The organism is Pseudomonas sp. GW823-FHT04A03, assembly GCF_058796615.1.
On the sequence record NZ_JBXAIV010000001.1, the window covers coordinates 345,827 to 369,112 of the forward strand.

Consider the following 23,286-nt stretch of genomic DNA (forward strand, 5'->3'; position numbering starts at 1 on the left):
TATGTTTGAACGGTTTTTTGTTAGTTGCGACAGTTAATCAATTATTCAGGAAACAAGTGGTTGTTGATTAACGAAAGAAAATAACCGTTATGCCGCGTGCAGGCTTCAAAGAGTTGTCGGCTGGCGTAGTCGTTGTTGGCAATTGCGCTGGCGCGACAGTCGCGGAACAAGGCGTCGGCAGCCCGTAGCGTTCGGAGGGCGCGATCGATGCCTTTCAGGCAGTCGGCGAAACACAAAGGCTCTGCAGCGTCATTGAGGCGATAGAGAGCGTCACGCTGGGCATGGCCGCCCAGGTCGGTGATGCCGGTGACGAGAAAGTCGGCGTATCGGGTATTGGCATTCAACAGTCTGCGCAACAGTGTCTGCACCGGCAAAAAGCTGACGGTGCGCAATGTCTGCTGGCTGTGTCTGAGTCGCGCCAGAATGTTCAGCGTAGCGCCCAGGGTCTGCGTCAACGCGTCGATGATCTCCACGCGTTCAGCGGTGGACAAGGATGTGTGCGTGCCATAGCGACTGACGCAGGGCGGGTGACTGACAAGATAGAGTTTGTGCGGTGCGTTCATGACCACCGTCTCCGGCTAGCGCTCGGGCGCGATTGAATGTTGTGATTGCAGCAGCGGACTCCACTGTTCCTGGTTGTCCGGGCGTCGGTAGTACACGACCATGCGCCGGGCGACCTGCATGGCCAGATCGCGACCGTTGTCGGCCTCGACCAGCGCCAGTGCCAGATCGATTCCCGCGCTGACGCCGGCGGTCCACACCGAGGCCTGGCGGACGAAGATGGCTTCGCGATCCAGTTCGACCTTGGGGTACAGCCGCTCGAACATGTCAGCCATCAGCCAGTGTGTCGCCACGCGCAGGCCGTCGAGCAAACCAGCCTGGGCCAGGAAAAAAGCGCCGCTGCATACCGACGTCGTTCGGTCGGCCGTGGCTGCCGTGACGCGCAACCAGTCCACCAGCGGCGCGTTGTCGAGCATGGCCTGGCGAATGGACGCCGAGCCCGGAACGATCAGCGTATTGATCGGCTCATGGCTCAGCTCATCCAGCCGCCGGGTTTGAACCACCAGGCCTTCGCCGGTCCGCACCGGCCCGCCTTGCAGGCTCGCGGTGTGCAAGGCATAACCGGGCAACCCGAGTTGCGCCAGCCTGCAGGTCGCTGCCCAGAACACGGTCTGGGCACCGGTCAGATCCAGCAGGCCCATTTGCGGATACGCCACGAAAACGACGGTTCGGTCTCGTACCGGCATTTCGGGTCCAGCGCCAGGGTTTGTACTTTCGATAGACAATGCGGATCTCCATGTCACCGGCCGGCAACATCAGGGGTGGATGACGGTCATTGATCGTGTTCGAGCGCAGCCAATGGAATTGCAAACACAAACTGCGTTCCGACGCCCTCAGTGCTGTTGACCCAGATGCGCCCGCCGTGGAACTCAATGATCGAGCGGCAGATCGAGAGGCCCATGCCCAGGCCCGTTGGCTTGGTCGTGAAGAACGGATCGAACAGCGAAGGCAGGATGTCTTCGGCAATGCCGACGCCGGAGTCGGCGATTTCAAGCACGGCCTCGTTGTGCAGCATCGAGGTGTTGATCCGCAGTGTCCGGGCCCGGTCATGCACGTTGGCCATGGCCTGGCAGGCGTTGATGATCAGGTTGATGATGACTTGCTGCAGTTGCACCCGGTCGCCTTTGATCAGTGCGCCGCGGGTGCCCAGTTGGGCCTGCGGGCGAACCTCATGGAAGCAGATGTCGTGTTGCATCAGCGTCAGCGAGTCACTGACGATGTCGTCGAACACTTCGACATTGCGCTGCACCTCGCTGTGGCGCGACAAGGCCCGGATACAGGCGATGACATCGGAAACCCTGACGGAGTTTTGAATGATCCGGTCCAGCGAACGGCGCGCTTCTTCCAGGTTCGGCTCGGGACGGTTGATCCAGCGTTTGCAGGATTCACCGCTGGTGATGACCGCCGCCAGCGGCTGATTGATTTCGTGGGCAATCGACGCGGCCAGTTCGCCCATGGAGGTCAGGCGCGTGACGTGGGCGAGGGTGGCCTGGGAGTGAAACAGCGCCTCTTCGGACTGTTTGCTGGCGGTGACGTCCATCAGCGCCCCGGCGTATTCCGTGCGCCCGCGATGCCTGGGCAAGGGGCTGGCGATCATCTGTACATGCTTGATCCGGCCATCCGGCATGAGCAGCCGATGCTCTGCTTCGATCAGCTCCTGCCGGCGCGCGAACTGGTCCAGCACCTGATCGATCACCGGCAGATCATCGGGATGGGTGCGTGACTTGACCAAGGCGAGTGTCGGGGTGACGTTCGGCGGATACTCGAAAATGCGCGAGGATTCTTCCGACCAGGACAAGGACACGCTGACTTTTTTATCGATGATGAAACCGATACTGCCGGTGTGACTGAGCTTCTGTGCGCCGAGAAAGAACGCTTCTTTGCGCCGCAGCGTTTCAGTGGCGCGCTTGCTGCGCAGTGCCAGCAGAGAAATGGTCGTCAGCGCGATCACGCACCTGACGAATCCGGCGATGCCCCGGTGATCGCGATAACCTTCGTCGACCAGGAAGTCAGCGGTCAGCAGTGTGAGGCAACCCAGCGCGACGGCCAGGAATACCGGAACCGGGAAGATGTTCGCGGACATGAACACCAGCGTGATGTAGAACAACGTCGGCGCAACATCCAGATCAAGGTACGCGTTGGTGATATAGATCATGCTGCCGACCGCAATGGCGGCAAGCCAGGCGAAGGCGTCTGAGCAAAGAAGTTGTGCGCGACGTTTGATGATAGACATTTATTCTTCCAGATTTTTGCTATCGGACGGCAGGTCGTGTTCTCTCGATGAAGCAGGCAAACGCTATGAAAGGCGTATTAATGAAGAGGTTTAAAAGTCTGAAGTTGTTTTTCAGGCATGACGGTTGTTGGCGACTGTCGGTCATTCACCAATCGTTGTATTGAGTAATGTTTGTTTGAATAAAGATGTTATTCGAAGCGTTGTTTTCTGGCACCGCTGCATTGGGTCAATCGAAGTATGACTATGTATGAAAGGGATATACCTAAGTGTTAGTTGTGCCGGGTCTGTCGATGTCTTGTCTGATGGCGCAAGCATGCGCCATCCCGGCAATCCTGAGCCGTACCGTATCGGTTCATTCGGTTACCGATTGACAGGCTGCGCCGCGATGACCTCGGCCATGCGCACCAGGTCGGCAAAGGAGCGCGCGCCCATCTTGCGCATGGCCTGGCCCCGGTGGATCTTCACGGTGATTTCACTGAGGCCGATTTCCCCGGCGATCTGCTTGTTCATCAAGCCCGAGGCCGCCAGCGCCATGACCGTCTGCTCACGGGGTGTCAGCGTCCCATGGCGTGCACGCAGCTCATCGGCATGTCGCCCGGACTCGCGACGCTGCTTGTCCCGCGAATGAGCGGCACAGACGGCATCGATCAGGTCCTGCTCGCGAAACGGTTTGGTCAGGAAGTCCACCGCGCCGGCTTTCATGGCGCGCACCGTCATGGCGATATCGCCGTGTCCGGTGATGAACACGATCGGCACGTTGATGCCGGCGGCGGCCAGTTCACTCTGGAAATCCAGCCCGCTGCTGCCTTGCAGGCGCACGTCGAGCACCAGGCAACTCACGGTGTCCGGACGTTGATACTTCATGAACTCGGCGACCGACCCGAACAGTTCGACCTTAAGGCCAATGGAGCGCAACAGGCTGCCGAGGGATTCGCGCAGCGCTGCATCGTCGTCGACGATGAATACCACCGGCTCGCTGGGGCTGTTGCTGATGGGATTGTTGTTCATTGCTTTTTTTCCCAAGAGGTTGTGACGTTGTGGGTCTCGTCGTGGTATCGACGAGGACCCATCAAGAATATGCCAATCCCTCGGCATCGGTGCCTGTGTTTGCTCGTTCGAGTTTATGCCCGACCAAAGGCACGGTCATGCTGCGGGTGTGGGCGGGGGAGCAGATAAACGGTTCAGCATCGTAGTGGCGCGGCACTCCGTCAGCTAGGACAAAAAACCCGAAAAAACGGCCATCGCGGCGGTCTTTTCGCGGCCGGATACAGCCATCCGTATCAAACGGTTCATACGCAAGTATCAAAACTCTCACCTAACGCATGATCTCGCTGACCCCAAGTACCACAGACGCCCGGCAGGCTCGCCCTTAACCTTTACCTGCTCTCCGTCGATCTCAATGGCCGCGTGCCGGGTGGTGAACTTCATGAACAGAAATGATCTCCGTCGTGTCGACATCCATCTGCTGGTGGTCTTCGAGACGCTGATGCATGAGCGCAATGTCAGCCGGGTCGGCGAAAAGCTGTTTCTCGGCCAGCCGACCATCAGTGCGGCGCTGGGGCGCTTGCGCGTGCTTTTCGACGACCCGTTGTTCGTGCGCGCGGGGAGGGTGATGGAGCCGACGGCGCGGGCCGAAGAGATTTTCGCCAACCTGACGCCGGCGCTGGATGGCGTGGTCGCGGCGTTGAGCCGTTGCCAGCCGTTTGATCCGGGCACCAGCGAGGCAACCTTTCAGGTCGGCCTGTCCGACGATGTCGAATATGCGCTGCTCCCGCGACTGCTGCGCCAACTGCGTATCGAGGCGCCGAACATTGCCATGGTGGTGCTGCGTGTCGATCAGCAGCAGATGTCGCAGCGGCTGTTCAATGGCGAGATCTCTCTGGGGATCAGCCCTACGCTCGATCTGCCGGCCAACGCCCGACGCAGGAGTCTGCGGTCGATCCGGCCGATGCTTTTGCGCTCGGACATGCGCCCGGGACTGCTGGCGCTCGATGAATTCTGCGAGCGACCGCACGCCATCGTGTCATCCATGGGCAACGCCAAAGATGACACCGACCACGCACTGGACCTGCTCGGGCGTCGGCGCAAAGTGGTGCTGGCGGTGCCGCAGTTCAGTGCCTTGCCAAGGTTGTTGGCGCAGAGCGACATGCTGGTCATCGTCCCCGATTACGTGGCCAGGGCCATGGCCTCGGTGGAGGGCATCAGGGCCGAGCCGGCCCCTCTGTTGCTGCCATCGCGGGAGCTTTCCATGGTCTGGCGTGCCGCTGCGCACAACGATTGCGCTCAGCGTTGGCTGCGGTCGCGTTGCCAGGCGTTTTTCGGCACGCCGATCGAGTTGCAGGTAGTGCCCAAGCTGCGCCCGGCGTTGCCCGTCGATCAGGCATTGATGATGGCCCGGTAGATAACTGCAACGGCTGTGTCATTCGCCCAATAAAAAAGCTCCGACTTGATCGGAGCTTTTCTTTTTACGGGGTTTTACGCGGCTTGCCGTGGGGGCGCGGCCCCGGCACATCACGCATTGATGAACGCCAGAAGGTCCGCGTTGATGGTGTCGCCGTTCGTGGTGCACATGCCATGGGGCAGGCCGGGATAGGTTTTCAGCGTGCCGTGCTTGAGCAGTTTGATGGACAGATGAGCCGAATCCGCGATCGGCACGATCTGGTCATCTTCGCCGTGCAACACCAGGGTCGGCACATCGATGCTTTTCAGGTCATCGGTGAAGTCGGTTTCAGAGAACGCACTGATGCAGTCGTACTGCGCCTTGATCCCGCCGTTCATGCCCTGACGCCACCAGTTTTCGACGATCGCTTCAGACACTTTCGCGCCGGGGCGATTGAAGCCGTAAAACGGGCCGCTCGGGAAGTCACGATAAAACTGGCTGCGATTCTGCGCGAGTGCCTTGCGCAGTCCGTCAAACACTTCCATTGCAAGCCCGCCGGGATTTTTTGCGGTACGCAGCATGATCGGCGGCACGGCGCCGATCAGCACGGCCTTGGCCACCCGGCCGCGACCATGACGCGCGACATAGCGTGCCACTTCACCGCCGCCGGTGGAGTGGCCGATGTGCACGGCATTGCGGATGTTCAGGTGCGCCATCAACTCGGCAACGTCGGCGGCGTAAGTGTCCATTTCGTTGCCCGTGGCGGTCTGCGAAGAGCGACCATGGCCACGTCGATCATGGGCAATGACGCGAAAGCCCTTGCTGAGGAAAAACAGCATTTGCGCGTCCCAGTCATCGCTGGAAAGGGGCCAGCCATGATGGAAAACGATCGGCTGCCCTTGGCCCCAGTCCTTGTAGAAAATCTGCGTGCCATCCTTGACGGTGAGCATCCCCGAGCCACTGCCGTTGCCGGCGCTTTTGCTGACCCCTGACGCGGATGCCGGTGTCTGCTGCGTCGCCAGCGCCGGCAATGCCACCGCCAGGGTCGCGGCCATGGCCCCCGTCGTGATCAAGCCACGACGCGTGGTTCCGTTTTTCTCGTCAGTCATTTTGAACACCCATTGAGTTATTGAAGTCGCACAGGCGGCGCAAGGCTGCTGCCCTGGCCGAACGTAATCTTTGGGCAAAGGAGAACCGCTGAAAACCAGACATGGGTTTTCGAAATTAACGCTTTGGTATGTGGGGCGTGGCGGGAGGAATCCTGGCGGGGTTGGCGCGTCCCTGCGCCTGGACAAGTCAGAAGGTGTACTTGGCCGTGAGCATCATGTTGCGCGGTGTGCCATAACTGTCGCCGCCGTAGCTGACGGAGTTGGCGATGGTGGAGTAGTACTTGCGGTCGAAGATGTTGTTGGCGTTGAGTTGCAGATCGAGGTTCTCATTGACCCGGTAGCCGGCCATCAGGTCGGTCACGGCGTACGCGCCTTGCTTGAGGCGGTAGTTGCCGCCGTCCAGCAGTTCGATGTCGTTGTACATGCGGCTCTGCCAGGAGATGTTGCCGCCCACGCGCAGTTTTTCCAGCGGGCCCTGGAAGTTGTAGCGGGTGGTCAGTTTGAACAGGTGTTCCGGGGTGTCGGTGTCGAACTGCTTGTTCACGTTCTGCGGGTTCGCCTCGTCCTTGATGGTGTGCGTACGGGCGTAGGTGTAGCCGCCGCCGATCTGCCAGTTGTCGGTGAGCGCGCCTTGCAGTTCGAGGTCGATACCCTGGCTGCGGATCTCGCCGGAGGCCTCATAACAGGACGACTGCGGGCAGTTCGGCACGAACACTTGTACCGCGCGGTTTTCCTGATCGACACGGAACACAGCGAGGCTGGCATTCAGCGCGCCACCCAGGTATTCGCCCTTGATGCCGACCTCGTAGTTCTTGCCCACGATCGGTTTGACCGGACTGCCGGAGGTGTCCTTGCTGCTCTGCGGCGTGAAGATGTCGCTGTAGCTGGCGTACACCGAATGATGGTCGTCCAGCTCGTAGATCAGACCGGCATAACGGGTGACGTTGCGGGTGACCTTGTAGTCGCCGTCGCCATCACGGTTGTCGTAGTCGTACCAGTCCAGACGTCCGCCGAGGATCAGTTTCAGTGGGTCGGCGAGGCTCAGGCGGGTGGTCAGGTACACGCCGTCCTGAGTGGTGACTTCGCGCGTGTTGTTGGTGTGGACGAAGTCCGGTTTGCCGGCATTGATCGGCCAGTTGGTGTCGTAGGGCGAGTAGTTGTGAGTGGTCAGGTCGTAGATGCGTTTGCTGGCGCCGACCACCAGTTCATGGCTTCGCCCGAAGGCTTCGAACGGGCCGCTGAAAAATGCGTCGAGACCGGCCTGGTTTTCATCGGCCTTGGACTGGTAAACCGTGCGGGCGAGGGTGTTGTTGACCCAGCGCGACTGGTACGAACCGGAGAACAGCGCGTTCTGTTCGGAATAGTTGGCGTTGACCTGCAGCTTCCAGTCATTGGCCAGTTGCTGACGGATCTCGGCGAAGACGGTGTTGATCTCCTGATCCTTGTTCTCCCAATAGGTGCCGGGGTTGTAGGAGCGCGGCAGGTCGAGGTGATGACCGTCGAGGCCGATCATCGACGAGCCCCAGAAGTAGTTGGTCTTGTCCTTCTGGTTGGAGAAACCGACGGTCAGCGTGGTGTCATCGCTCAGGTCGGCTTCGGTGACGGCGTAGAACAGGTTGTGCCGCTCGCCCACGTCATCGATGAAACTGTTGGCGTCGCGGTAGGAAGTGACGACCCGGCCGCGCAGGGTGCCGCTGTCGTTGAGCGGACTGGAGGCATCGAGCTCGCCGCGATAGTTGTCCCAGGTCCCGGCGGCGCCGGTCAGCGTGACGCGCTGCTCGGCCAATGGCCGTTTGCGCACCAGGTTGATCGCCGCCGAAGGGTTGCCGGAACCGGTGACCAGACCGGTCGCCCCCCGCACTACTTCCACCCGATCGAACATCGCCAGATTCGGCTGGGACCCGACGTTCACGCCGTTGTAGCCGCTCGGAATGCCGTCGTACATCAGGTTGTCGATGTCAAAACCGCGGGCCTTGTAGGACTGTCGGCCGGGGCCGTTGGAGTAGTCGAGGAACAGACCCGGCGTGGCGTTGACCACGTCATTGATGCTGGTCATCGCCTGATCGTCCATGCGCTGGCGGGTGATGACGGTGACGGCTTGCGGTGTTTCGCGCAGGGTCAACGGCAGTTTGGTGGCGGTGGCCATGGTGCCGGTGGTGTAGGAATCGGAGCCTTCGGTGGTGCTGCCCAGTTGGGTGGACGTGATGGCGGTCGCGCCGAGTTCGAGGGTGGCGGGCGGGGCAGAGTCTTGCGCCTCGCGGGTTTCATCGGCCAGCGCCGGGGTCATGACGGCCATGCATATGGCCATGGACAGCAGGTTGCGTGACGGTTTGGAACTATGCAGCGAGGTAGGGCGCGACATGAAGGCTTCCTGATTTTTAAATAGCAAACAAAGAGCTGTTGAGAATCATTGCTAATAATTGTGTCAGGGTTTTTTACAGCGACAAAGCGATTCGTGAAAAAAATGTGAAATCGCGCAACGGGAGAGGGAGGTGGGCTTGATTCGTTACGGAACCGCTCAAGCACGGACGTTGCAGCGCAGACAGCTGAAAAGCCGTTTGTCAGTTTCCAATGCAAACCAACAGGTTGGCGTCTACTTTTGTGGCCGGGTCAGCCAAATGACAGGAGAAATTCTGAAGTCATTGAAGCGAATTCGGTTGGCCCCGTGACGTTGATTTCAGGATGGATCTTGAATGAGGCGCGGAGCGTCGCTCAGGCGATGCGTAACGGAAACCCGCGCCTTTGAACTCGTTAAGGAGAACGCAGATGGCAATCAGCCGAGTCACCGAAACAACCGATAAAACAGCACTCGTCCAAGCCGAGGTGTACCGCTGGTACAACCTCTTTTTCCCGTGGTCGCGTGGCGTGGCTTCCCAGTCGGAAGATGCGATAAAGCCTTTGTACGATGCCCTGGCGAACGATTTCCGCGTAGTGCTCACGGACGGTCAGATCATGGACCGGGAGAACTACTGGGAACGCCTTTGGGGCCTGCACGGCAAACGTGCCGGAAGCCCCGAATCGCACATCATCAATCTCTCGATCACGCCGCTTCCCGGTGACTTCTTCCTGACGGTTTTCGACCTGGTCAAGAACGGGATCACCAAGAAGAAAGTCGACTCGGCGCTCATGCGCCTCGACCCGGATTCACCGTCGGGAATCTCGTGGATTTACGTCCATGAAAGCGAGCATGAGACGTCGTTCGCGTAAGGTGTTCGATGGCTTTTCGGGTATGCCCGTTGCCAGGGTAATGGCTGGCGCGGCCGTATCCTGAAGGACGGAATTTTCAGAACGCCAGAAACGACAAAGCCCTGAATAATCAGGGCTTTGTCGTATCAAATATGGCGGAGGCGATGGGATTCGAACTCATGGACCTGTTACAGTCGACGGTTTTCAAGACCGTTGCCTTAAACCACTCGGCCACACCTCCGTTGCGTTGCGGGCGCCATAATACCTGAATGAAACACACTGTCAAACTCTGTGCATGGCTTGTTACAGAGCGTCTGTTATGATCTTTGCGACTGAACGTTTCAAACCAACAGGAGTGTCGCCATGCGCGAACAGGATTACGCAGTTCACAACAGCGTGCAGGCTGAGCAGCTAGAGGTTAGCCGCGTCCTGCGCAACACTTACGGTCTACTGGCGCTCACCCTCGCATTCAGCGGTGTGATGGCGTTCGTGGCGCAGCAGATGCGGGTCGGCTACCCGAATATTTTCGTGGTGCTGATCGGTTTCTACGGGCTGTTCTTCCTCACCAACAAGCTTCGTGATTCCGCCTGGGGCCTGGTGTCGGCGTTTGCCCTGACCGGTTTCATGGGTTTCCTGCTCGGCCCGATCCTCAACCGTTACCTGGGCATGCAGGGCGGTGCTGAAGTGGTCAGCTCCGCGTTCGCGATGACCGCACTGGTGTTCGGTGGTCTGTCGGCTTACGTGCTGATCACCCGCAAGGACATGAGCTTCCTCGGTGGCTTCATCACCGCCGGTTTCTTCGTCCTGCTGGGCGCGACGCTGGCAAGCATGTTCTTCCAGATCAGCGGCCTGCAACTGGCGATCAGCGCAGGTTTCGTACTGTTCTCGTCGGTCTGCATCCTGTTCCAGACCAGCGCCATCATCCACGGCGGCGAGCGCAACTACATCATGGCGACCATCAGCCTGTATGTATCGATCTACAACCTGTTCGTCAGCCTGTTGCAGATCTTCGGCATCATGAGCCGCGACGACTGATCGCTGCAGCGCAATAAACAAAAAACCCGCGAAAGCGGGTTTTTTGTTGCCTGCGAAAAGGAGAGCAGGCGATCAATTGATCACGATGCTGCCATCGGCCTGTTGCTTGTAGATCGTGTAAGGCAACAGCAACGTATCGAGCACTCCCGACACGGCCGCGTCCACCAGCAGACCCGGCGTCGCGTTCTTGTAGTTGAACGCATCGACGTCATCCGGCTTTTCGGCGTGCAGCATACAGAAGTCGTACGTCACGCCACTGTAAATACGCGGCACCGCGCCGCAGTAGCTTTTATTCGCTTTCAACTGCTCCGTGGAATGCTTGTCACTGAATGCCACGGTCTGCACCGTCCCGCACCCGGACAGCATCAATACCGTCAGCATCATTGCCTGAATTTTCATACCGCCAATCCTTCGCCGGAAAAACTCAATTTACGCCGCTCAGCCCATCGGCGGCAATCGACGTTTCACCGGGGTCTTCTTGACGATCGCAGTATTGGTTTCAGCCAACGTATTCAGCCGATCAAGCAGGGTATCGAGTTGCTCCATCGAACGCACATGCAGGCGGGCGATAAAGCAGTCCTCACCGGTGACCTTGTCGCACTCGGTGAACTCCGGAATCGACATAATCTGCCGCTCGACTTCCTGGAGCTGCCCCGGTAATGGCCGCACCCGGACAATCGCCTGCAACTGATAACCGAAACATTTCGGATCGATCTCCACGGTGTAGCCCTTGAGCACACCGCGTTCCTCCAGGCGGCGCAAACGCTCGGCCACGCTCGGCGAAGACAACCCGCTGATCTGCGCCAGCGCCTTGAGCGAGCGCCGCGAATCCTCCATCAAGGCTCCGATCAGGATCTGGTCGATATCGTCGGTCATACAAAAAACTCCCGCATTAGGCCAATGACGCAAACCACCCTTGATAAAAAAGGCAGAAAGCGAGTTTAGCCTGCTTTTTGCGCTGGAGAAGCCCCGGTTTCGCTTGGCATACTTTTGCCACGCTTTCGCCAAATGCTAGGGAGATTGATGATGGACAAAACAATCCGTCGCGGCTCATTCGAAATGACCGCCGCCATGTTGATATCCGGGACCATAGGCTGGTTCGTGCTGGTGTCCGGGCAACCGGTGCTGGATGTGGTGTTCTGGCGCTGCGTGTTCGGCGCCGGGACCTTGCTGCTGATCTGCGCCGCGTTCGGCTTCCTGCGGCCGGGCATCCTGACCCGCACCACCTTCCTGCTGGCGGTGCTCAGCGGGGTTGCAATTGTGGGCAACTGGGTGCTGCTGTTCGCCTCCTACTCACGGGCCTCGATCGCCATCGGCACGGCGGTGTACAACGTGCAGCCGTTCATGTTGGTGGGTTTGGCCGCGCTGTTTCTCGGCGAGAAGATCACCCTGCAGAAGCTGTTCTGGCTGGCGATTTCTTTCATGGGGATGCTGGCGATCGTCAGTGCTCACGGCGGGCAGGGCGAGGGCGGTAGTGATTACCTGACGGGGATCGCGTTGGCACTGGGGGCGGCGTTTCTGTACGCCATCGCCGCGTTGATCATCAAGCGCCTGACCGGCACGCCGCCGCACCTGATTGCGCTGATCCAGGTCTGCACCGGGGTGTTGTTGCTCGCGCCGTTCGCGCATTTTTCAGCGCTGCCGCAGGCGCCGAGTGCCTGGGCCAGCCTGGTGACGCTGGGCATCGTCCACACCGGTCTGATGTACGTGCTGCTCTACGGCGCGATCCAGAAACTGCCGACCGCATTGACCGGCGCTCTCTCGTTCATCTACCCGATTGCGGCGATTTTCGTTGACTGGTTTGCGTTCGGCCATCAACTGCAAACCCTGCAATGGATCGGCGTGGCGGCGATTCTGCTGGCCGCTGCTGGCATGCAACAGGGTTGGGGCCTGAAGGCGCGGCGCCTGGCCGCGCAGTAAACCTCAGATGTTCCAGCGCGGCGCAGTCTTCGCAAGGCGCTGGCGCATCTCGCCGACGTTGGCCGCCAGTTGCCGCGTCAGCAAACGGTAGCCGTCCAGCGGGCTATAGACCGGCGTATCGAGGCTGGCGTCCGGCAACTCCAGCGGACGTCCCAGTCGACCGGACGCACCGGTTTTCAACGCCCGGGCCATGCCGATCAATTGCACGCGAATGTGCCGGTGCTCAGCCTTGAGCGCTGCTTGCAGGTGCGCCATGGCGTCGGGGTCGCTGGCGTCCGGGCGGATGTTGCCGAGGATTTCCAAAGTGCTGATGCACATGCGCAGGTTGCGTTGGATCGCGTCCAGTTCGGTCATTGAGACTTTGACTTCCTTGGACACCGACGGCATCAGCGAACGCAATTGCACCATCGCCGCGTTCAGCCGGTTCATCAATTTCAAGTGTTCGTCGGCGGTCACCGGTTGGCCGCCGATGATCCGTCCGTACACCGTGGCGCAATCGCGCAGCGCGTCGGCCAGGTTGTAGCGCCACGAGTACACCGCGTACAGCGGCAGGGCGAAGGAAAAGGCCAGGGCCAAAGCGATACCGATCAGGATATCGACCCCGCGCCACAGCCCGTCGGTGATCGGGTTGTCGCCATGCCCGGCGACGATGAACACGGTGATGGCCGAGAGCAGGGCGGTATAGCCGCCCTTGCCGATGGCGTGATACGAGAAGAATCCGCACACCACCGCCATCGCAAAATAGGTCAGCCACGGCAGGCCCAGCCACGCCTGTTGCGCCACTATCAGCAAACCGACGCCAGCGCCGATCAAGGTGCCGGTGGCGCGTTCGGCGGCTTTTTTGCCGATGTTGCCGTGGTGCTGCAAGCCGCCGATCACCACCAGCATGGTCACCGACGCCCATTCGCCGTGGGGCAGATTGATGCCGGTGGTCAGCAGGATCGTCGCCAGCAACCCCAACGCGACCCGCACCGCGTGGATCGTTCGTGCATGGCGGTAACGTCGATACGGGTCGAGCAACGGCCGCAGGATCCGCCGCAACAGCGGCGGCCAGCGGTGGGGGCTGAAAGTGCTCAGCGCTGATTCCTCCTCAGAAGATGTAGTCGGTGGCGATGAAGTTCGAATCGCGTCCGCGAATGATTTCGCTGATCAGATCCTTGTTGGGTTCCTGGAACTTGGTTGCCACCAGCGTACGGATCGAAAACACCCGCAACGCATCGTGTACCGACAGCGTGCCCTCGGCGGAGTTCTTGCGCCCGTTGAACGGGTAAGTGTCCGGGCCGCGCTGGCACTGGGCGTTGAGGTTGATCCGCCCGACCTGGTTGGCGAAGGTGTCGACCAGACGGCCGACCGCCACCGGGTTGGTGCCGAAGATGCTCAGTTGCTGGCCGAAATCCGATTCCAGTACGTAATCAATCACGGTATCGAGGTGACGGTACGGCACGATCGGCACCACCGGGCCGAACTGCTCTTCCTGATACACGCGCATCTGCGGCGTCACCGGGTACAGCACCGCCGGGTAGAAGAACGAAGCCCGCGCTTCGCCGCCATTCGGGTTGACCACCTGGGCGCCTTTGCTCTGCGCGTCAGCTACCAGCCCGTGCAGATAATCGACCTTGCCAGACTCCGGCAGCGGCGTCAGCGCAACCCCGCTGTCCCACGGCATGCCCGGTTTGAGGCTGGCCAGCTTGGCGTTGAATTTCTCGATGAAGCTGTCCACCACATCTTCATGCACGAACAGGATTTTCAACGCAGTGCAGCGCTGGCCGTTGAACGACAGCGAACCGGTAACCGCTTCGTTGACCGCATTGTCCAGATCCACCTCGGGCAGGACGATGCCGGGGTTCTTCGCATCCAGCCCTAGTGCTGCGCGCAAGCGGTGTGGTTTCGGGTGCAGTTTCTTCAGGTCGCTGGCGGCCTTGTTGGTGCCGATGAAGGCGAAGATGTCGATCTTGCCGCTGGCCATCAGCGCGCTGACGGTCTCGCGGCCGCTGCCGTAGATCACGTTGATCACGCCGGTCGGGAAACTGTCGCGGAAGGCTTCAAGCAGCGGACGGATCAGCAGCACGCCGAGCTTGGCCGGTTTGAACACCACGGTGTTGCCCATGATCAGCGCCGGAATCAATGTGGTGAAGGTCTCGTTCAGCGGATAGTTGTAAGGCCCCATGCACAGCGCCACGCCGAGCGGGACGCGGCGGATCTGGCCGAGTGTGTCCTGTTCCAGCTCGAAACGGCTGGAGCGGCGGTCGAGTTCTTTCAGCGCATTGATGGTGTCGACGATGTAGTCGCAGGTGCGGTCGAACTCTTTTTCCGAATCCTTGAGGTTCTTGCCGATTTCCCACATCAGCAGTTTCACCACGGCGTCGCGCTGTTGGCGCATGCGTCCGAGGAAGGCCTCGACATGCTGGATACGTTCGGCCACGCGCATGGTCGGCCACAGGCCCTGGCCCCGGTCGTAGGCGCGGACGGCGGCGTCGAGGGCGGTGAGGGCGGTGTCGGCGTCCAGCAGCGGCGTGCTGCCGAGGATCACTTGTTCGTCGCCGTTGTCGCCGTGCAGATAGACCGGGCTGCGCACGGTGGCGAGCGGGCCGTCCCAGCGGCGCAACTCGCCATCGACCAGGTATTCGCGTTGCTCGACCTGACCGTCGAGGCGGTATTTTTCCGGGATGTCGCTGACAGAAGGGAACAGGTTGCCAAGGATGTTTGCTGTGGTCATGTCGCTACCCCGTAGAAGATGTCGGCGGGCCGATTGGAAAAGGCTTTACAGGTTATACGCCTGAATTCACTGAAATTTAAACCCGCAAATGTCACGGGAATGTCACGCAAAGGCGCAGAGCAGAGGGCTGGCAACATCAACCTCCACAAAGATTTGTATTTGCACCCGGTCCCAAACCGAATCCTGACTGTCCCCGGATGCCCCCTTCACTGGCCCGCAATGCCCTCAACCCGCCGCCGTCGCTGCCTTAAGGTGTGATCACAACAATAAGCGGCACCTCACGCGAGGATCTTTATGCGGGCATCCCGATTCACCTGGCTGCTGATGCTGGCCGTTGCACTGGCCGGTTGCGGCGAAGACGCCAGACCCCCGACTTCATCCGGCATCGCCCGTAGCGCCATGCCTTCCGACCCGGCGCTGGCGCAGATCTACGCCAACAGCTGTCAGCTCTGCCACGCCAACCCCGCCGCCAATGCGCCGCTCACCCGTGACCGCAAGGCCTGGGAACCGCGCATCCAGCAGGGCGCCGACACGCTGCTCGACCACGCCATCAACGGCTACAACGGCATGCCGCCGATGGGCCAGTGCGTCGAGTGCTCGGAAGAACAATTCCTTCAGCTGATCGGCTTCATGGCCGACCAGCCGCTCCCACAATAAGGATCCTGGCATGCCGATAGATCTGACACGCCGGCAGTTGTTGCACCGGGCAAGCATCGTCGGTGCGTTCAGCGCGCTGGCCTCCAATCCGGCGCTGGGCCAGTTGATGCGCGCGCCGCGACTGATTCCCTGGCGCAACTGGTCGGGCGGGCAGAGCTGCCTGCCGGCGGCGCGGGTGGCGCCGAAGAATCTGGATGAATTGACGACGATCATTCAGCAGGCTCCCGGCAAGATTCGCCCGGTCGGCTCGGCGCATTCCTTCAGCGCGCTGGTGCCCACCGACGGCACGTTGCTGTCGCTGAGCTACTTCAACGGTCTGCTCGACCACGACCCGAAAACCCTGCAAGCGGAATTCGCTGCCGGCACGCCGATGTCGCGCATGGGCGTGCCGCTCAAGGATGTCGGCCAGGCCCTGCAAAACATGGCCGACATCGATTACCAGACCCTTGCCGGGGCCATTTCCACCTCGACCCACGGCACCGGCAAAACCTTCCAGTCCTATTCCGCCCACGTCTGCGGGATGCAACTGGTGACCGCCAGCGGCGAGGTGCTGGACTGCGACAGCCAGCGTCATCCCGAAGTGTTCAACGCTGCCCGCGTATCCCTCGGCGCACTGGGCGTGGCCACCAAAATCCGCCTGCAAAACCGCCCGGCCTATCGCCTGCGGGAAACCCAATGGATCGCCAAGACCGAAGAGCTGCTCGAAGACCTGGACAAGAACACCCGCGAAAACCAGCACTGGGAAATGCTCGTCGTCACCCATTCCGACTACGCCTTGTCGATCGCCCTCAACGAAACCACCGATCCGCCCACGCCGCCGATCCCGCCCGAAGAGGAGGGTGGCAACGAGTTCGTGACCCTGATCGAGAAGATCGACAAGTACGGCAGCGATTTCCCGGGCCTGCGCAGCTCGCTGCTCAACAGCCTGCGGCATCTGGCGAGTTTCGATGACCGGGTGGGCGACTCGTTCGACATCTACGCCAACGTGCGCACCGTGCGTTTCAACGAAATGGAGTATTCGGTGCCCGCCGAACACGGCCCGGCGTGCCTGCGCGAGATTCTCAAGCTGATCCGCGACAAAGACCTGCGCACCTGGTTTCCCATCGAGTATCGCTACGTGAAGGCCGACGACATTCCCTTGAGCATGTTCGAAGGCCGCGACAGCTGCTCGATCTCGGTCCACCAGCACTACCAGATGGACCATCACAACTTCTTCGCCGCCGTCGAGCCGATCTTCTGGAAGTACAACGGTCGCCCGCACTGGGGCAAATTGCACACGCTCAACGCCCGCACGCTGCAAACGCTCTATCCGCGCTGGCAGGAATTCATTCAGGTACGCCAGGCGCTGGACCCCAGCGGCAAGTTTCTCAACGGGCATCTTTCGTCGATTCTGGGGGTGAGCTGATGGCGGTCAATCGACGTAATTTCGTGCTCGGGACTTTGGGTGTCGGCGCTTTGCTGGTGGGGGTTGGCGCGTGGCTGCGACCGGGGGATCGCGGCGGGCCTTACAGCGAATACTTCCGGACGCTGAACAACGAACTCAAGACCAAAGGCCCGATGCGCCCGGTGTTGCTGATCGATCTGGATCGCCTCGACCACAACATCGACGTGGTGATGCGCTCGGTCAAACGCGCGGGCAAGCAGTTGCGGCTGGTGGAGAAATCCCTGCCGTCACCGGGGCTGCTTAGCTACATCGGCCAAAGGGCCGGGACGCAGCGACTGATGTCGTTTCATCAGCCGTTTCTCAATCACGATGCAGTGACGTTTCCGCAGTCCGACATTCTGCTGGGCAAGCCCTTACCGGTGCGCTCGGCAGAGCTGTTCTACCAGACCCACAAAGGCCCCTTCGACCCGGCAAAGCAACTGCAATGGCTGATCGACAACCCCGAACGCTTGCAGCAATACCTCGCGCTGGCCCAGGGACTGGGCACGCGGATGCGGATCAACATCGAGCTGGACGTCGGCCTGCACCGTGGCGGTGTCAGTGACGTGAACGTGCTCGGGCAGATGCTCGCGCTGATCGCCGCCAACCCGCAGCACCTGGAGTTCGCCGGGTTTATGGGCTACGACCCGTTCGTGGGCATGGGCGTGCCGGGGATTCTCGGTTCGCCCGAGGAACTGTTCGCCAAGGTGATGGTGATTTATCAGCGCTGCGTCGACTTCACCCGGCAGCAGTATCCGGCGCTGTGGCATGACGGCTTGTGCCTGAACACCGCCGGCAGCCCGAGTTATCGTATGCATGAAAACGAACATCTGAGCAGTGAAGTGTCGGTGGGGACGGCGATGCTCAAGCCGACTCACTACGACTTGCCGTCGCTGGTTGAGCACGAACCTGCTACGTACATCGCCACGCCGGTGTTGAAAAGCACCGGGGCCGTGAACATCCCAGCGCTGGATGACAAGTCAAAACTGTTTTCGTGGTGGGACACCAACCAGCGGCAGACCTTTTTCATCTACGGCGGCAACTGGATGGCCGAGTTCGAATCACCGCCCGGATTGCAGAGCAATGGTGTTTACGGCCGCAGCTCGAATCAGGAGATGGTCAACGGTTCGAATGCCGTGGGATTGACCGTGGAAGACCAAGTCTTTCTGCGGCCGACCCAGACCGAGGCCGTCCTTTTGCAATTCGGTGATTTGCTGGCGGTGCGTGGCGGCAAGATCGTCGACACCTGGCCCGTCTACACCTGACCAAAAAGCTAAGCCGATCCTTGTGGGAGCGAGCTTGCTCGCGAAGGCGTCCTTTCAGTCACCTTCTATTTGGCTGACACATCGCTTTCGCGAGCAAGCTCGCTCCCACAGGGTTTTGTGTTGTCTGCCAAATCCCGATCAATTTCTGTAATTAAGCTTTTATGACAAAAGTTCGGTAGCACATCGCCAGTCCGGTCATGCCTATGTAACGCGCTTGAGGGGCCCTTTGGGCGCTTTTCACAAGCCGAGGCGGGACGCCGGGAGTGAGGCAATGGGGACTATGGAACGCTACTCGAAAGTGGGCATGCAGGAACTCGATCAACGCCTGTCGAAGATCGTCGAAGCCGCGCGCAAGAAGCCGGTTTCGGTGTATCGCTACGGCGCGCCGTGGGTCTGGATCGTGTCGCAGGATGACTGGCAGGGCGCCTTGAAAGAGGTCTCCAGCTACATTCCGCCGGGTCATTCGCTGGTGCTGCTGCGCCCGCAGATCGATGACCTGCTCGACGCCCACCGCGACCTCCTGCACGACCTCAATGCCCAACCCGGCATGCTGATCGCCCCGCAGACGGTCATGCACATCCTGCTGCTGCAATTGCTGTATTCGGTGCCCAGCGAGCAGCAGCTTTATGAACAGCTCAATTACAACCTGCTGTTCCGCTGGTTCGTCGGCCTGGGCCTGAACCAGAAAGTCTGGAGCTTCAACGTCCTCAGTCGCGACATCGCCACGCTGCTCAACGAGCCGCGTGCGGTGCAGCTCATCCAGAAAATCATCGGTGAAGTGTTCTGCGGCGCGCTGCTGCAAATGCCTGAGTTCTCGCTGAACTTCGCGCTGCTGCACACCTGGCTGGGCAAGCACACCGGGGCCTGCACTTCAGCAATCAAGAACGCCAGTAACTGACGCACACGCAAGGCGCGTAAACGCCAACAGGTCATCGCGAATTTCAGGGGGTAGTGTGGATCAGATTTTCACGTCACGGCTGGCGCTGTGGGGCTGGCTGCTGGTGACGGCCGGCGCGCAGCCGGCGTTCGCCGATGAGGCCGAAAACACAGCAGCGCAGCGTCTGGTGGATGTCAACGAATACTTCGTGCGCGGCAACACCGTGCTCGATGCGCGGGCGATTGAAGAAGCGGTCTACCCGTTCCTCGGTCCGCAAAAAGCCTTGAGCGACATCGAAGGCGCGCGGGATGCCTTGCAGAAGGCCTATCAGGAACGCGGCTACCAATCGGTGTTCGTCGAGCTGCCGGAGCAAGCGGTGGCCGACGGCATCGTCTACCTGCAAGTCAGCGAAACCAAGGTCGGCCGGGTGCGGGTGGTCGGCGCCAAACACTATTCGCCTCTGGATATCCGCGACAACGTCCCGGCGCTGAAGGAGGGCGAGGTGCCGGACTTCGCCAAGGTCCAGGGCGAACTGGCGCAACTCAACAAGACCCCGGGCCGGCAGGTGATGCCGCTGGTGCGCGAAGGTCAGCGCCCCGGCACCATGGACGTGGACTTGCAGGTCGAAGACCAGAACCCGTGGACTGCCAGCGTGGGGCTGAACAACGACTACAGCGCCGACACCGAAAAACTGCGCACCGTCACCAGCCTCGGCTACAACAACCTTTGGCAGTTGGGGCACAGCGTCAACCTGACGTTCTTTACCGCACCGCAGGAGACCGATAACGCCAAGGTCTGGTCCGGCTCCTACACCGCGCCGTTGACCGATCGCTGGAGCGTGCAGTTCTCCGGTTACCAGTCCGACAGCAACGTCGCCACCATCGGCGGCAGCAACGTGCTCGGCAAGGGCCATTCCTATGGCGTAGCGGCGATCTACACGATCCCGTCCAGCGGCAACTGGTCGAACTCGCTGTCGGCGGGCATCGACTTCAAGGACTTCGACGAGCGCCTGACCCTGTCCGGCGAGAGCGACAAGGTGCCGCTCAAATACGCGCCATTCACCTTCGCCTACAACGGCTATCGCTACAGCGAAAAGAGCCAGCTCGGCCTCGGCCTGAGCCTGGTCGCGGCCACTCGCAGCATCTTCGGCTACGGCAGCTCCGACGAAGACTTCGACTACAAACGCTACCGCGCCAACCCGAGTTTCGCCGTGCTCAAGGGCGATACCAACTTCACCTGGACCTTCGACAGCGACTGGCAGAGCGCGAGCAAAGCCGCGTTCCAACTGGCGTCCGGGCCGCTGGTTTCCAACGAACAATTCTCCGCCGGCGGCGCGACTTCGGTGCGCGGTTATCTGGCGGCCGAACGCACCGCCGATGACGGCTTCCTGTTGAGCGAAGAGCTGCGCACACCGTCGCTGGCCAAGTACGTCGGCGGCTGGATGCAGGACTGGCGCTTCTACGCCTTCGCCGAAGGCGCGCAACTCTATCTGCGCGACGAGCTGCCGGACCAGGACGCGAATTACGCCCTGGCCAGCGTCGGCCTCGGCACCCGCGCCAGCCTGAGCAAATGGCTGTCCGGCAGCCTCGACTGGGGCTACCCGCTACTCGAAGGGCCGAACACCTCGAAACAGGAATCGCGCCTGCACTTCAACCTTCAGGCCACTTTCTAACAAGGAGCACTTCCATGCAGCGCCTTTTCCTTTCGTTGTTGATCTGCCTGAGCTTCGTGCTCCCGGCCACGGCCCAGGCCTGGTGGCAGGACGACTGGCATTACCGCAAACAGATCGCCGTCGACACCACACCGCAAGGTGCCGGGATCAATCAGGCCCTCGGCCGCACCGCGCTGCTGGTGCGCCTGCACACCGGCAATTTCACCTTCGACGGCGTTAAAGAGGACGGCTCGGACCTGCGCTTCGTCGCCGCCGATGACAAGACCGTGCTCAACCACCAGATCGAAAGCTTTGATGCGCTGATGGGCATGGCGCTGATTTGGGTAGACGTGCCGAATGTCGAGGGCGGTCAGCGTCAGGACATCTGGATGTACTACGGCAACCAGAAGGCGCCGGCGACCGGCAACGGCCAACTGACGTTCGATCCGAATTACACCGCGCTCTATCACTTCGACGGCGCCACCGGCACCCCGGCCAAAGACACCACCGCGTACGGCAACACCGCACAGAGCGCGACCGGCGCCGCCATCGACGGCGTAGTAGGGCGGGCCTTGCAGTTCAGCGGTCAGCCGTTGCTGTTGCCGGCCAGTCCGTCGTTGCAGCACAACGCCGGCAGCGCGTTCACCTTCAGTGCCTGGCTGCGACTGGATCAGGCCAATGGCGAACAACTGATCCTGGCCCGCCGCGAAGGCGCCAACAGCCTGCTGGTTGGTGTGAATCAGGGCGTGCCGTTCGTGGAAATCGACGGCCAGCGTGCCATCGCTACGCAGCCACTGAATCCGGGTCAATGGCAGCACGTCGCACTGACCGCTGAAGGCGCGAAAGTGACGCTGTACATCAACGGTCGCGAAGGTGCGGCACTGACTCAGGCAATGCCGGCGTTCAATTCGGTCATGGCCATTGGTGCGGATCTGCACGAAGGTCCTTTCCAGCCGTTCGTAGGCGCCATCGACGAACTGCGCCTGTCGAAAGTCGCCCGCCCGGCGCCTCTGCTTTTGGCCGACGCCACCTCCCAGGGCGCCGAGTCGAAACTGGTGGCTTACGGCGTCGATGAAGAACAGTCCGGCTTCGGTTTCGGCAGCCTCGGCTTCCTGCTCAACGCGGTACCGGTGGACGCCTGGGTGATCATTGCGGTGCTGGTGCTGATGATGTTCCAGTCGTGGATCATCATGCTGCGCAAGAACCGCACCCTCAGTCGTGTCACCGCCGCCAACGAAGACTTCCGCGTGCAATTCGCCAAGGTCGGCACTCGCCTGGAAATGTTCGCCGACGACACCCAACTCGCCCAGCGTTTGCAGTACTCGCCGCTGTGGCGCCTGTATCAGGTTGCGGTGAAAGAGATCCGCACCCGCCGCGAGCAGGGCGCCGACACCTCATCGGTTTCCGCCGCAACCATCGAAGCCATCCGCTGCTCGATGGACGGCGTGCGCACCCGGGAAAACCAGCAGCTCAGCTCGAAACTCTCGACCCTGTCCAACGCCATCGCCGGCGGCCCGTACATCGGCCTGCTCGGCACCGTGCTGGGGATCATGGTGGTGTTCCTCGGCACAGCCATGGCCGGCGACGTCAACATCAACGCCATCGCGCCGGGCATGGCGGCCGCGTTGCTGGCCACGGCCATGGGCCTGTTCGTCGCGATCCCGGCGCTGTTTGGCTACAACCGCCTGATCACCCGCAACAAGGAAGTCAGCGCCGACATGCGTGTGTTCGTCGACGAGTTCATCACCCGTCTCGCGGAGATGCACGGCGAAGGCCAGTCCAGTGAAGCGGCGCATCAGCGCGGTCATCACGCCAACCACTCCGTACCGGCCTGAGGAGCACTGACATGGCGTCCGTAAATGCCTCCCACGACGATGACGAAGATGCCGCAGTGGACAGCATCAACATCACGCCACTGGTGGACGTGCTGATGGTGGTGCTGGTGATGTTCATCCTCACCGCCACCGCGCAGGTCTCCGGGATCCAGATCAACCTGCCCAAGGCCAGCGCCGCGGTGTCGCTGTCCGAGGCCAAGACCAAGGCGATTTCGGTCAACGACGGCGGCCAGGTGTTCCTCGACGCCTACCCGGTGACCTTGCCGGAGCTGGAAGAACGCCTGCGCATCGAGAAGGCGCAGAACCCGGACTTCCCGGTGATCGTGCGCGGCGATGCCACGGTGCAGTACCAGAAGGTCATCGAGGTGCTGGATCTGCTGCGCCGGCTCGAACTGTCCCAGGTCGGTCTGGTGACCGGCAAACCGACGCAGGGCTGAG

The 23,286-nt window shown here is 60.9% G+C and carries 21 protein-coding genes and 1 tRNA gene; 11 read left to right on the forward strand and 11 right to left on the reverse strand.

The genetic code is table 11. The annotated features are described in order from the left end of the window. Positions 1 to 41 precede the first annotated feature (41 nt). The 4 genes from AC1Q9F_RS01505 to AC1Q9F_RS01520 form a co-directional block, all read right to left on the reverse strand. Positions 42 to 563 (reverse strand): hypothetical protein, encoded by a 522-nt coding sequence (locus AC1Q9F_RS01505; RefSeq protein ID WP_492619203.1) that lies wholly within the window; start codon positions 561 to 563, stop codon positions 42 to 44. 15 nt (positions 564 to 578) lie between these two features. Next, complete coding sequence (locus AC1Q9F_RS01510) at positions 579 to 1,247, reverse strand: AraC family transcriptional regulator (protein ID WP_492619202.1); 669 nt, start codon at positions 1,245 to 1,247, stop codon at positions 579 to 581. Between the two features lie 86 nt (positions 1,248 to 1,333). Next, on the reverse strand, positions 1,334 to 2,794 hold the full coding sequence (locus tag AC1Q9F_RS01515) for a PAS domain-containing sensor histidine kinase (RefSeq protein ID WP_492619201.1): 1,461 nt from the start codon (positions 2,792 to 2,794) through the stop codon (positions 1,334 to 1,336). A gap of 360 nt (positions 2,795 to 3,154) precedes the next feature. After that, entirely contained in the window at positions 3,155 to 3,802 is a 648-nt protein-coding gene (locus tag AC1Q9F_RS01520; protein ID WP_492619200.1) for a response regulator transcription factor, read from the reverse strand. A 418-nt stretch (positions 3,803 to 4,220) separates the two neighbouring features. Here AC1Q9F_RS01520 and AC1Q9F_RS01525 point away from each other — a divergent pair, with 418 nt between their 5' ends. Next, positions 4,221 to 5,195, forward strand: coding sequence for a LysR family transcriptional regulator (locus AC1Q9F_RS01525; RefSeq protein WP_492619199.1), 975 nt, complete (start codon positions 4,221 to 4,223; stop codon positions 5,193 to 5,195). A gap of 110 nt (positions 5,196 to 5,305) precedes the next feature. Here AC1Q9F_RS01525 and AC1Q9F_RS01530 read toward each other — a convergent pair whose 3' ends face one another. After that, on the reverse strand, positions 5,306 to 6,124 hold the full coding sequence (locus tag AC1Q9F_RS01530; protein ID WP_492619445.1) for an alpha/beta fold hydrolase: 819 nt from the start codon (positions 6,122 to 6,124) through the stop codon (positions 5,306 to 5,308). Positions 6,125 to 6,470: 346 nt separating this feature from the next. Then, positions 6,471 to 8,645, reverse strand: a complete 2,175-nt coding sequence (locus AC1Q9F_RS01535; protein WP_492619198.1) for a TonB-dependent siderophore receptor — start codon at positions 8,643 to 8,645, stop codon at positions 6,471 to 6,473. Positions 8,646 to 9,049: 404 nt separating this feature from the next. On the opposite strand from AC1Q9F_RS01535, the gene AC1Q9F_RS01540 reads away from it, so the two are divergent. After that, a complete protein-coding gene (locus AC1Q9F_RS01540; protein ID WP_064596053.1) occupies positions 9,050 to 9,490 on the forward strand; it encodes a hypothetical protein in 441 nt (146 codons plus the stop codon). Between the two features lie 132 nt (positions 9,491 to 9,622). On the opposite strand, the gene AC1Q9F_RS01545 is transcribed toward AC1Q9F_RS01540, so the two are convergent. Further along, positions 9,623 to 9,710, reverse strand: a tRNA-Ser gene (locus AC1Q9F_RS01545). Between the two features lie 122 nt (positions 9,711 to 9,832). Here AC1Q9F_RS01545 and AC1Q9F_RS01550 point away from each other — a divergent pair. Further along, complete coding sequence (locus tag AC1Q9F_RS01550) at positions 9,833 to 10,504, forward strand: Bax inhibitor-1/YccA family protein (protein ID WP_007955123.1); 672 nt, start codon at positions 9,833 to 9,835, stop codon at positions 10,502 to 10,504. A gap of 72 nt (positions 10,505 to 10,576) precedes the next feature. Here AC1Q9F_RS01550 and AC1Q9F_RS01555 read toward each other — a convergent pair whose 3' ends face one another. Both AC1Q9F_RS01555 and AC1Q9F_RS01560 read right to left on the reverse strand, forming a co-directional pair. Next, positions 10,577 to 10,903, reverse strand: coding sequence for a YceK/YidQ family lipoprotein (locus tag AC1Q9F_RS01555; protein ID WP_007955122.1), 327 nt, complete (start codon positions 10,901 to 10,903; stop codon positions 10,577 to 10,579). A 39-nt stretch (positions 10,904 to 10,942) separates the two neighbouring features. Then, on the reverse strand, positions 10,943 to 11,380 hold the full coding sequence (locus AC1Q9F_RS01560; RefSeq protein ID WP_492619197.1) for an Lrp/AsnC family transcriptional regulator: 438 nt from the start codon (positions 11,378 to 11,380) through the stop codon (positions 10,943 to 10,945). Positions 11,381 to 11,530: 150 nt separating this feature from the next. On the opposite strand from AC1Q9F_RS01560, the gene AC1Q9F_RS01565 reads away from it, so the two are divergent. Then, the gene (locus AC1Q9F_RS01565) at positions 11,531 to 12,424 is read left to right on the forward strand and encodes a DMT family transporter (protein ID WP_492619196.1); all 894 of its coding nucleotides are present in this window, start codon (positions 11,531 to 11,533) and stop codon (positions 12,422 to 12,424) included. 3 nt (positions 12,425 to 12,427) lie between these two features. Here the strand turns inward: AC1Q9F_RS01565 and AC1Q9F_RS01570 are convergent, their stop codons facing one another. Further along, positions 12,428 to 13,465, reverse strand: coding sequence for an FUSC family protein (locus AC1Q9F_RS01570; RefSeq protein WP_492619195.1), 1,038 nt, complete (start codon positions 13,463 to 13,465; stop codon positions 12,428 to 12,430). A gap of 49 nt (positions 13,466 to 13,514) precedes the next feature. After that, positions 13,515 to 15,140, reverse strand: a complete 1,626-nt coding sequence (locus AC1Q9F_RS01575; RefSeq protein ID WP_179695189.1) for an NADP-dependent glyceraldehyde-3-phosphate dehydrogenase — start codon at positions 15,138 to 15,140, stop codon at positions 13,515 to 13,517. Positions 15,141 to 15,434: 294 nt separating this feature from the next. Between AC1Q9F_RS01575 and AC1Q9F_RS01580 the strand changes: the two genes are divergently transcribed. The 7 genes from AC1Q9F_RS01580 to AC1Q9F_RS01610 all read left to right on the forward strand — a co-directional run bounded on the left by AC1Q9F_RS01580 (position 15,435) and on the right by AC1Q9F_RS01610 (position 23,285). Continuing rightward, positions 15,435 to 15,797, forward strand: a complete 363-nt coding sequence (locus tag AC1Q9F_RS01580; protein WP_492619194.1) for a c-type cytochrome — start codon at positions 15,435 to 15,437, stop codon at positions 15,795 to 15,797. Positions 15,798 to 15,873: 76 nt separating this feature from the next. Continuing rightward, positions 15,874 to 17,202, forward strand: a complete 1,329-nt coding sequence (locus tag AC1Q9F_RS01585; RefSeq protein WP_492619444.1) for a D-arabinono-1,4-lactone oxidase — start codon at positions 15,874 to 15,876, stop codon at positions 17,200 to 17,202. A gap of 74 nt (positions 17,203 to 17,276) precedes the next feature. Next, positions 17,277 to 18,485, forward strand: a complete 1,209-nt coding sequence (locus AC1Q9F_RS01590) for a DSD1 family PLP-dependent enzyme (protein ID WP_492619443.1) — start codon at positions 17,277 to 17,279, stop codon at positions 18,483 to 18,485. A 271-nt stretch (positions 18,486 to 18,756) separates the two neighbouring features. Continuing rightward, complete coding sequence (locus AC1Q9F_RS01595) at positions 18,757 to 19,383, forward strand: transposase (protein WP_074690888.1); 627 nt, start codon at positions 18,757 to 18,759, stop codon at positions 19,381 to 19,383. A gap of 55 nt (positions 19,384 to 19,438) precedes the next feature. Beyond that, complete coding sequence (locus tag AC1Q9F_RS01600) at positions 19,439 to 21,034, forward strand: ShlB/FhaC/HecB family hemolysin secretion/activation protein (protein WP_492619193.1); 1,596 nt, start codon at positions 19,439 to 19,441, stop codon at positions 21,032 to 21,034. Between the two features lie 14 nt (positions 21,035 to 21,048). Beyond that, positions 21,049 to 22,848: a DUF2341 domain-containing protein gene (locus AC1Q9F_RS01605; RefSeq protein ID WP_492619192.1), complete on the forward strand. Its 1,800-nt coding sequence runs from the start codon at positions 21,049 to 21,051 to the stop codon at positions 22,846 to 22,848. A gap of 11 nt (positions 22,849 to 22,859) precedes the next feature. Beyond that, a complete protein-coding gene (locus AC1Q9F_RS01610; RefSeq protein ID WP_007955109.1) occupies positions 22,860 to 23,285 on the forward strand; it encodes an ExbD/TolR family protein in 426 nt (141 codons plus the stop codon). Position 23,286 lies beyond the last annotated feature (1 nt).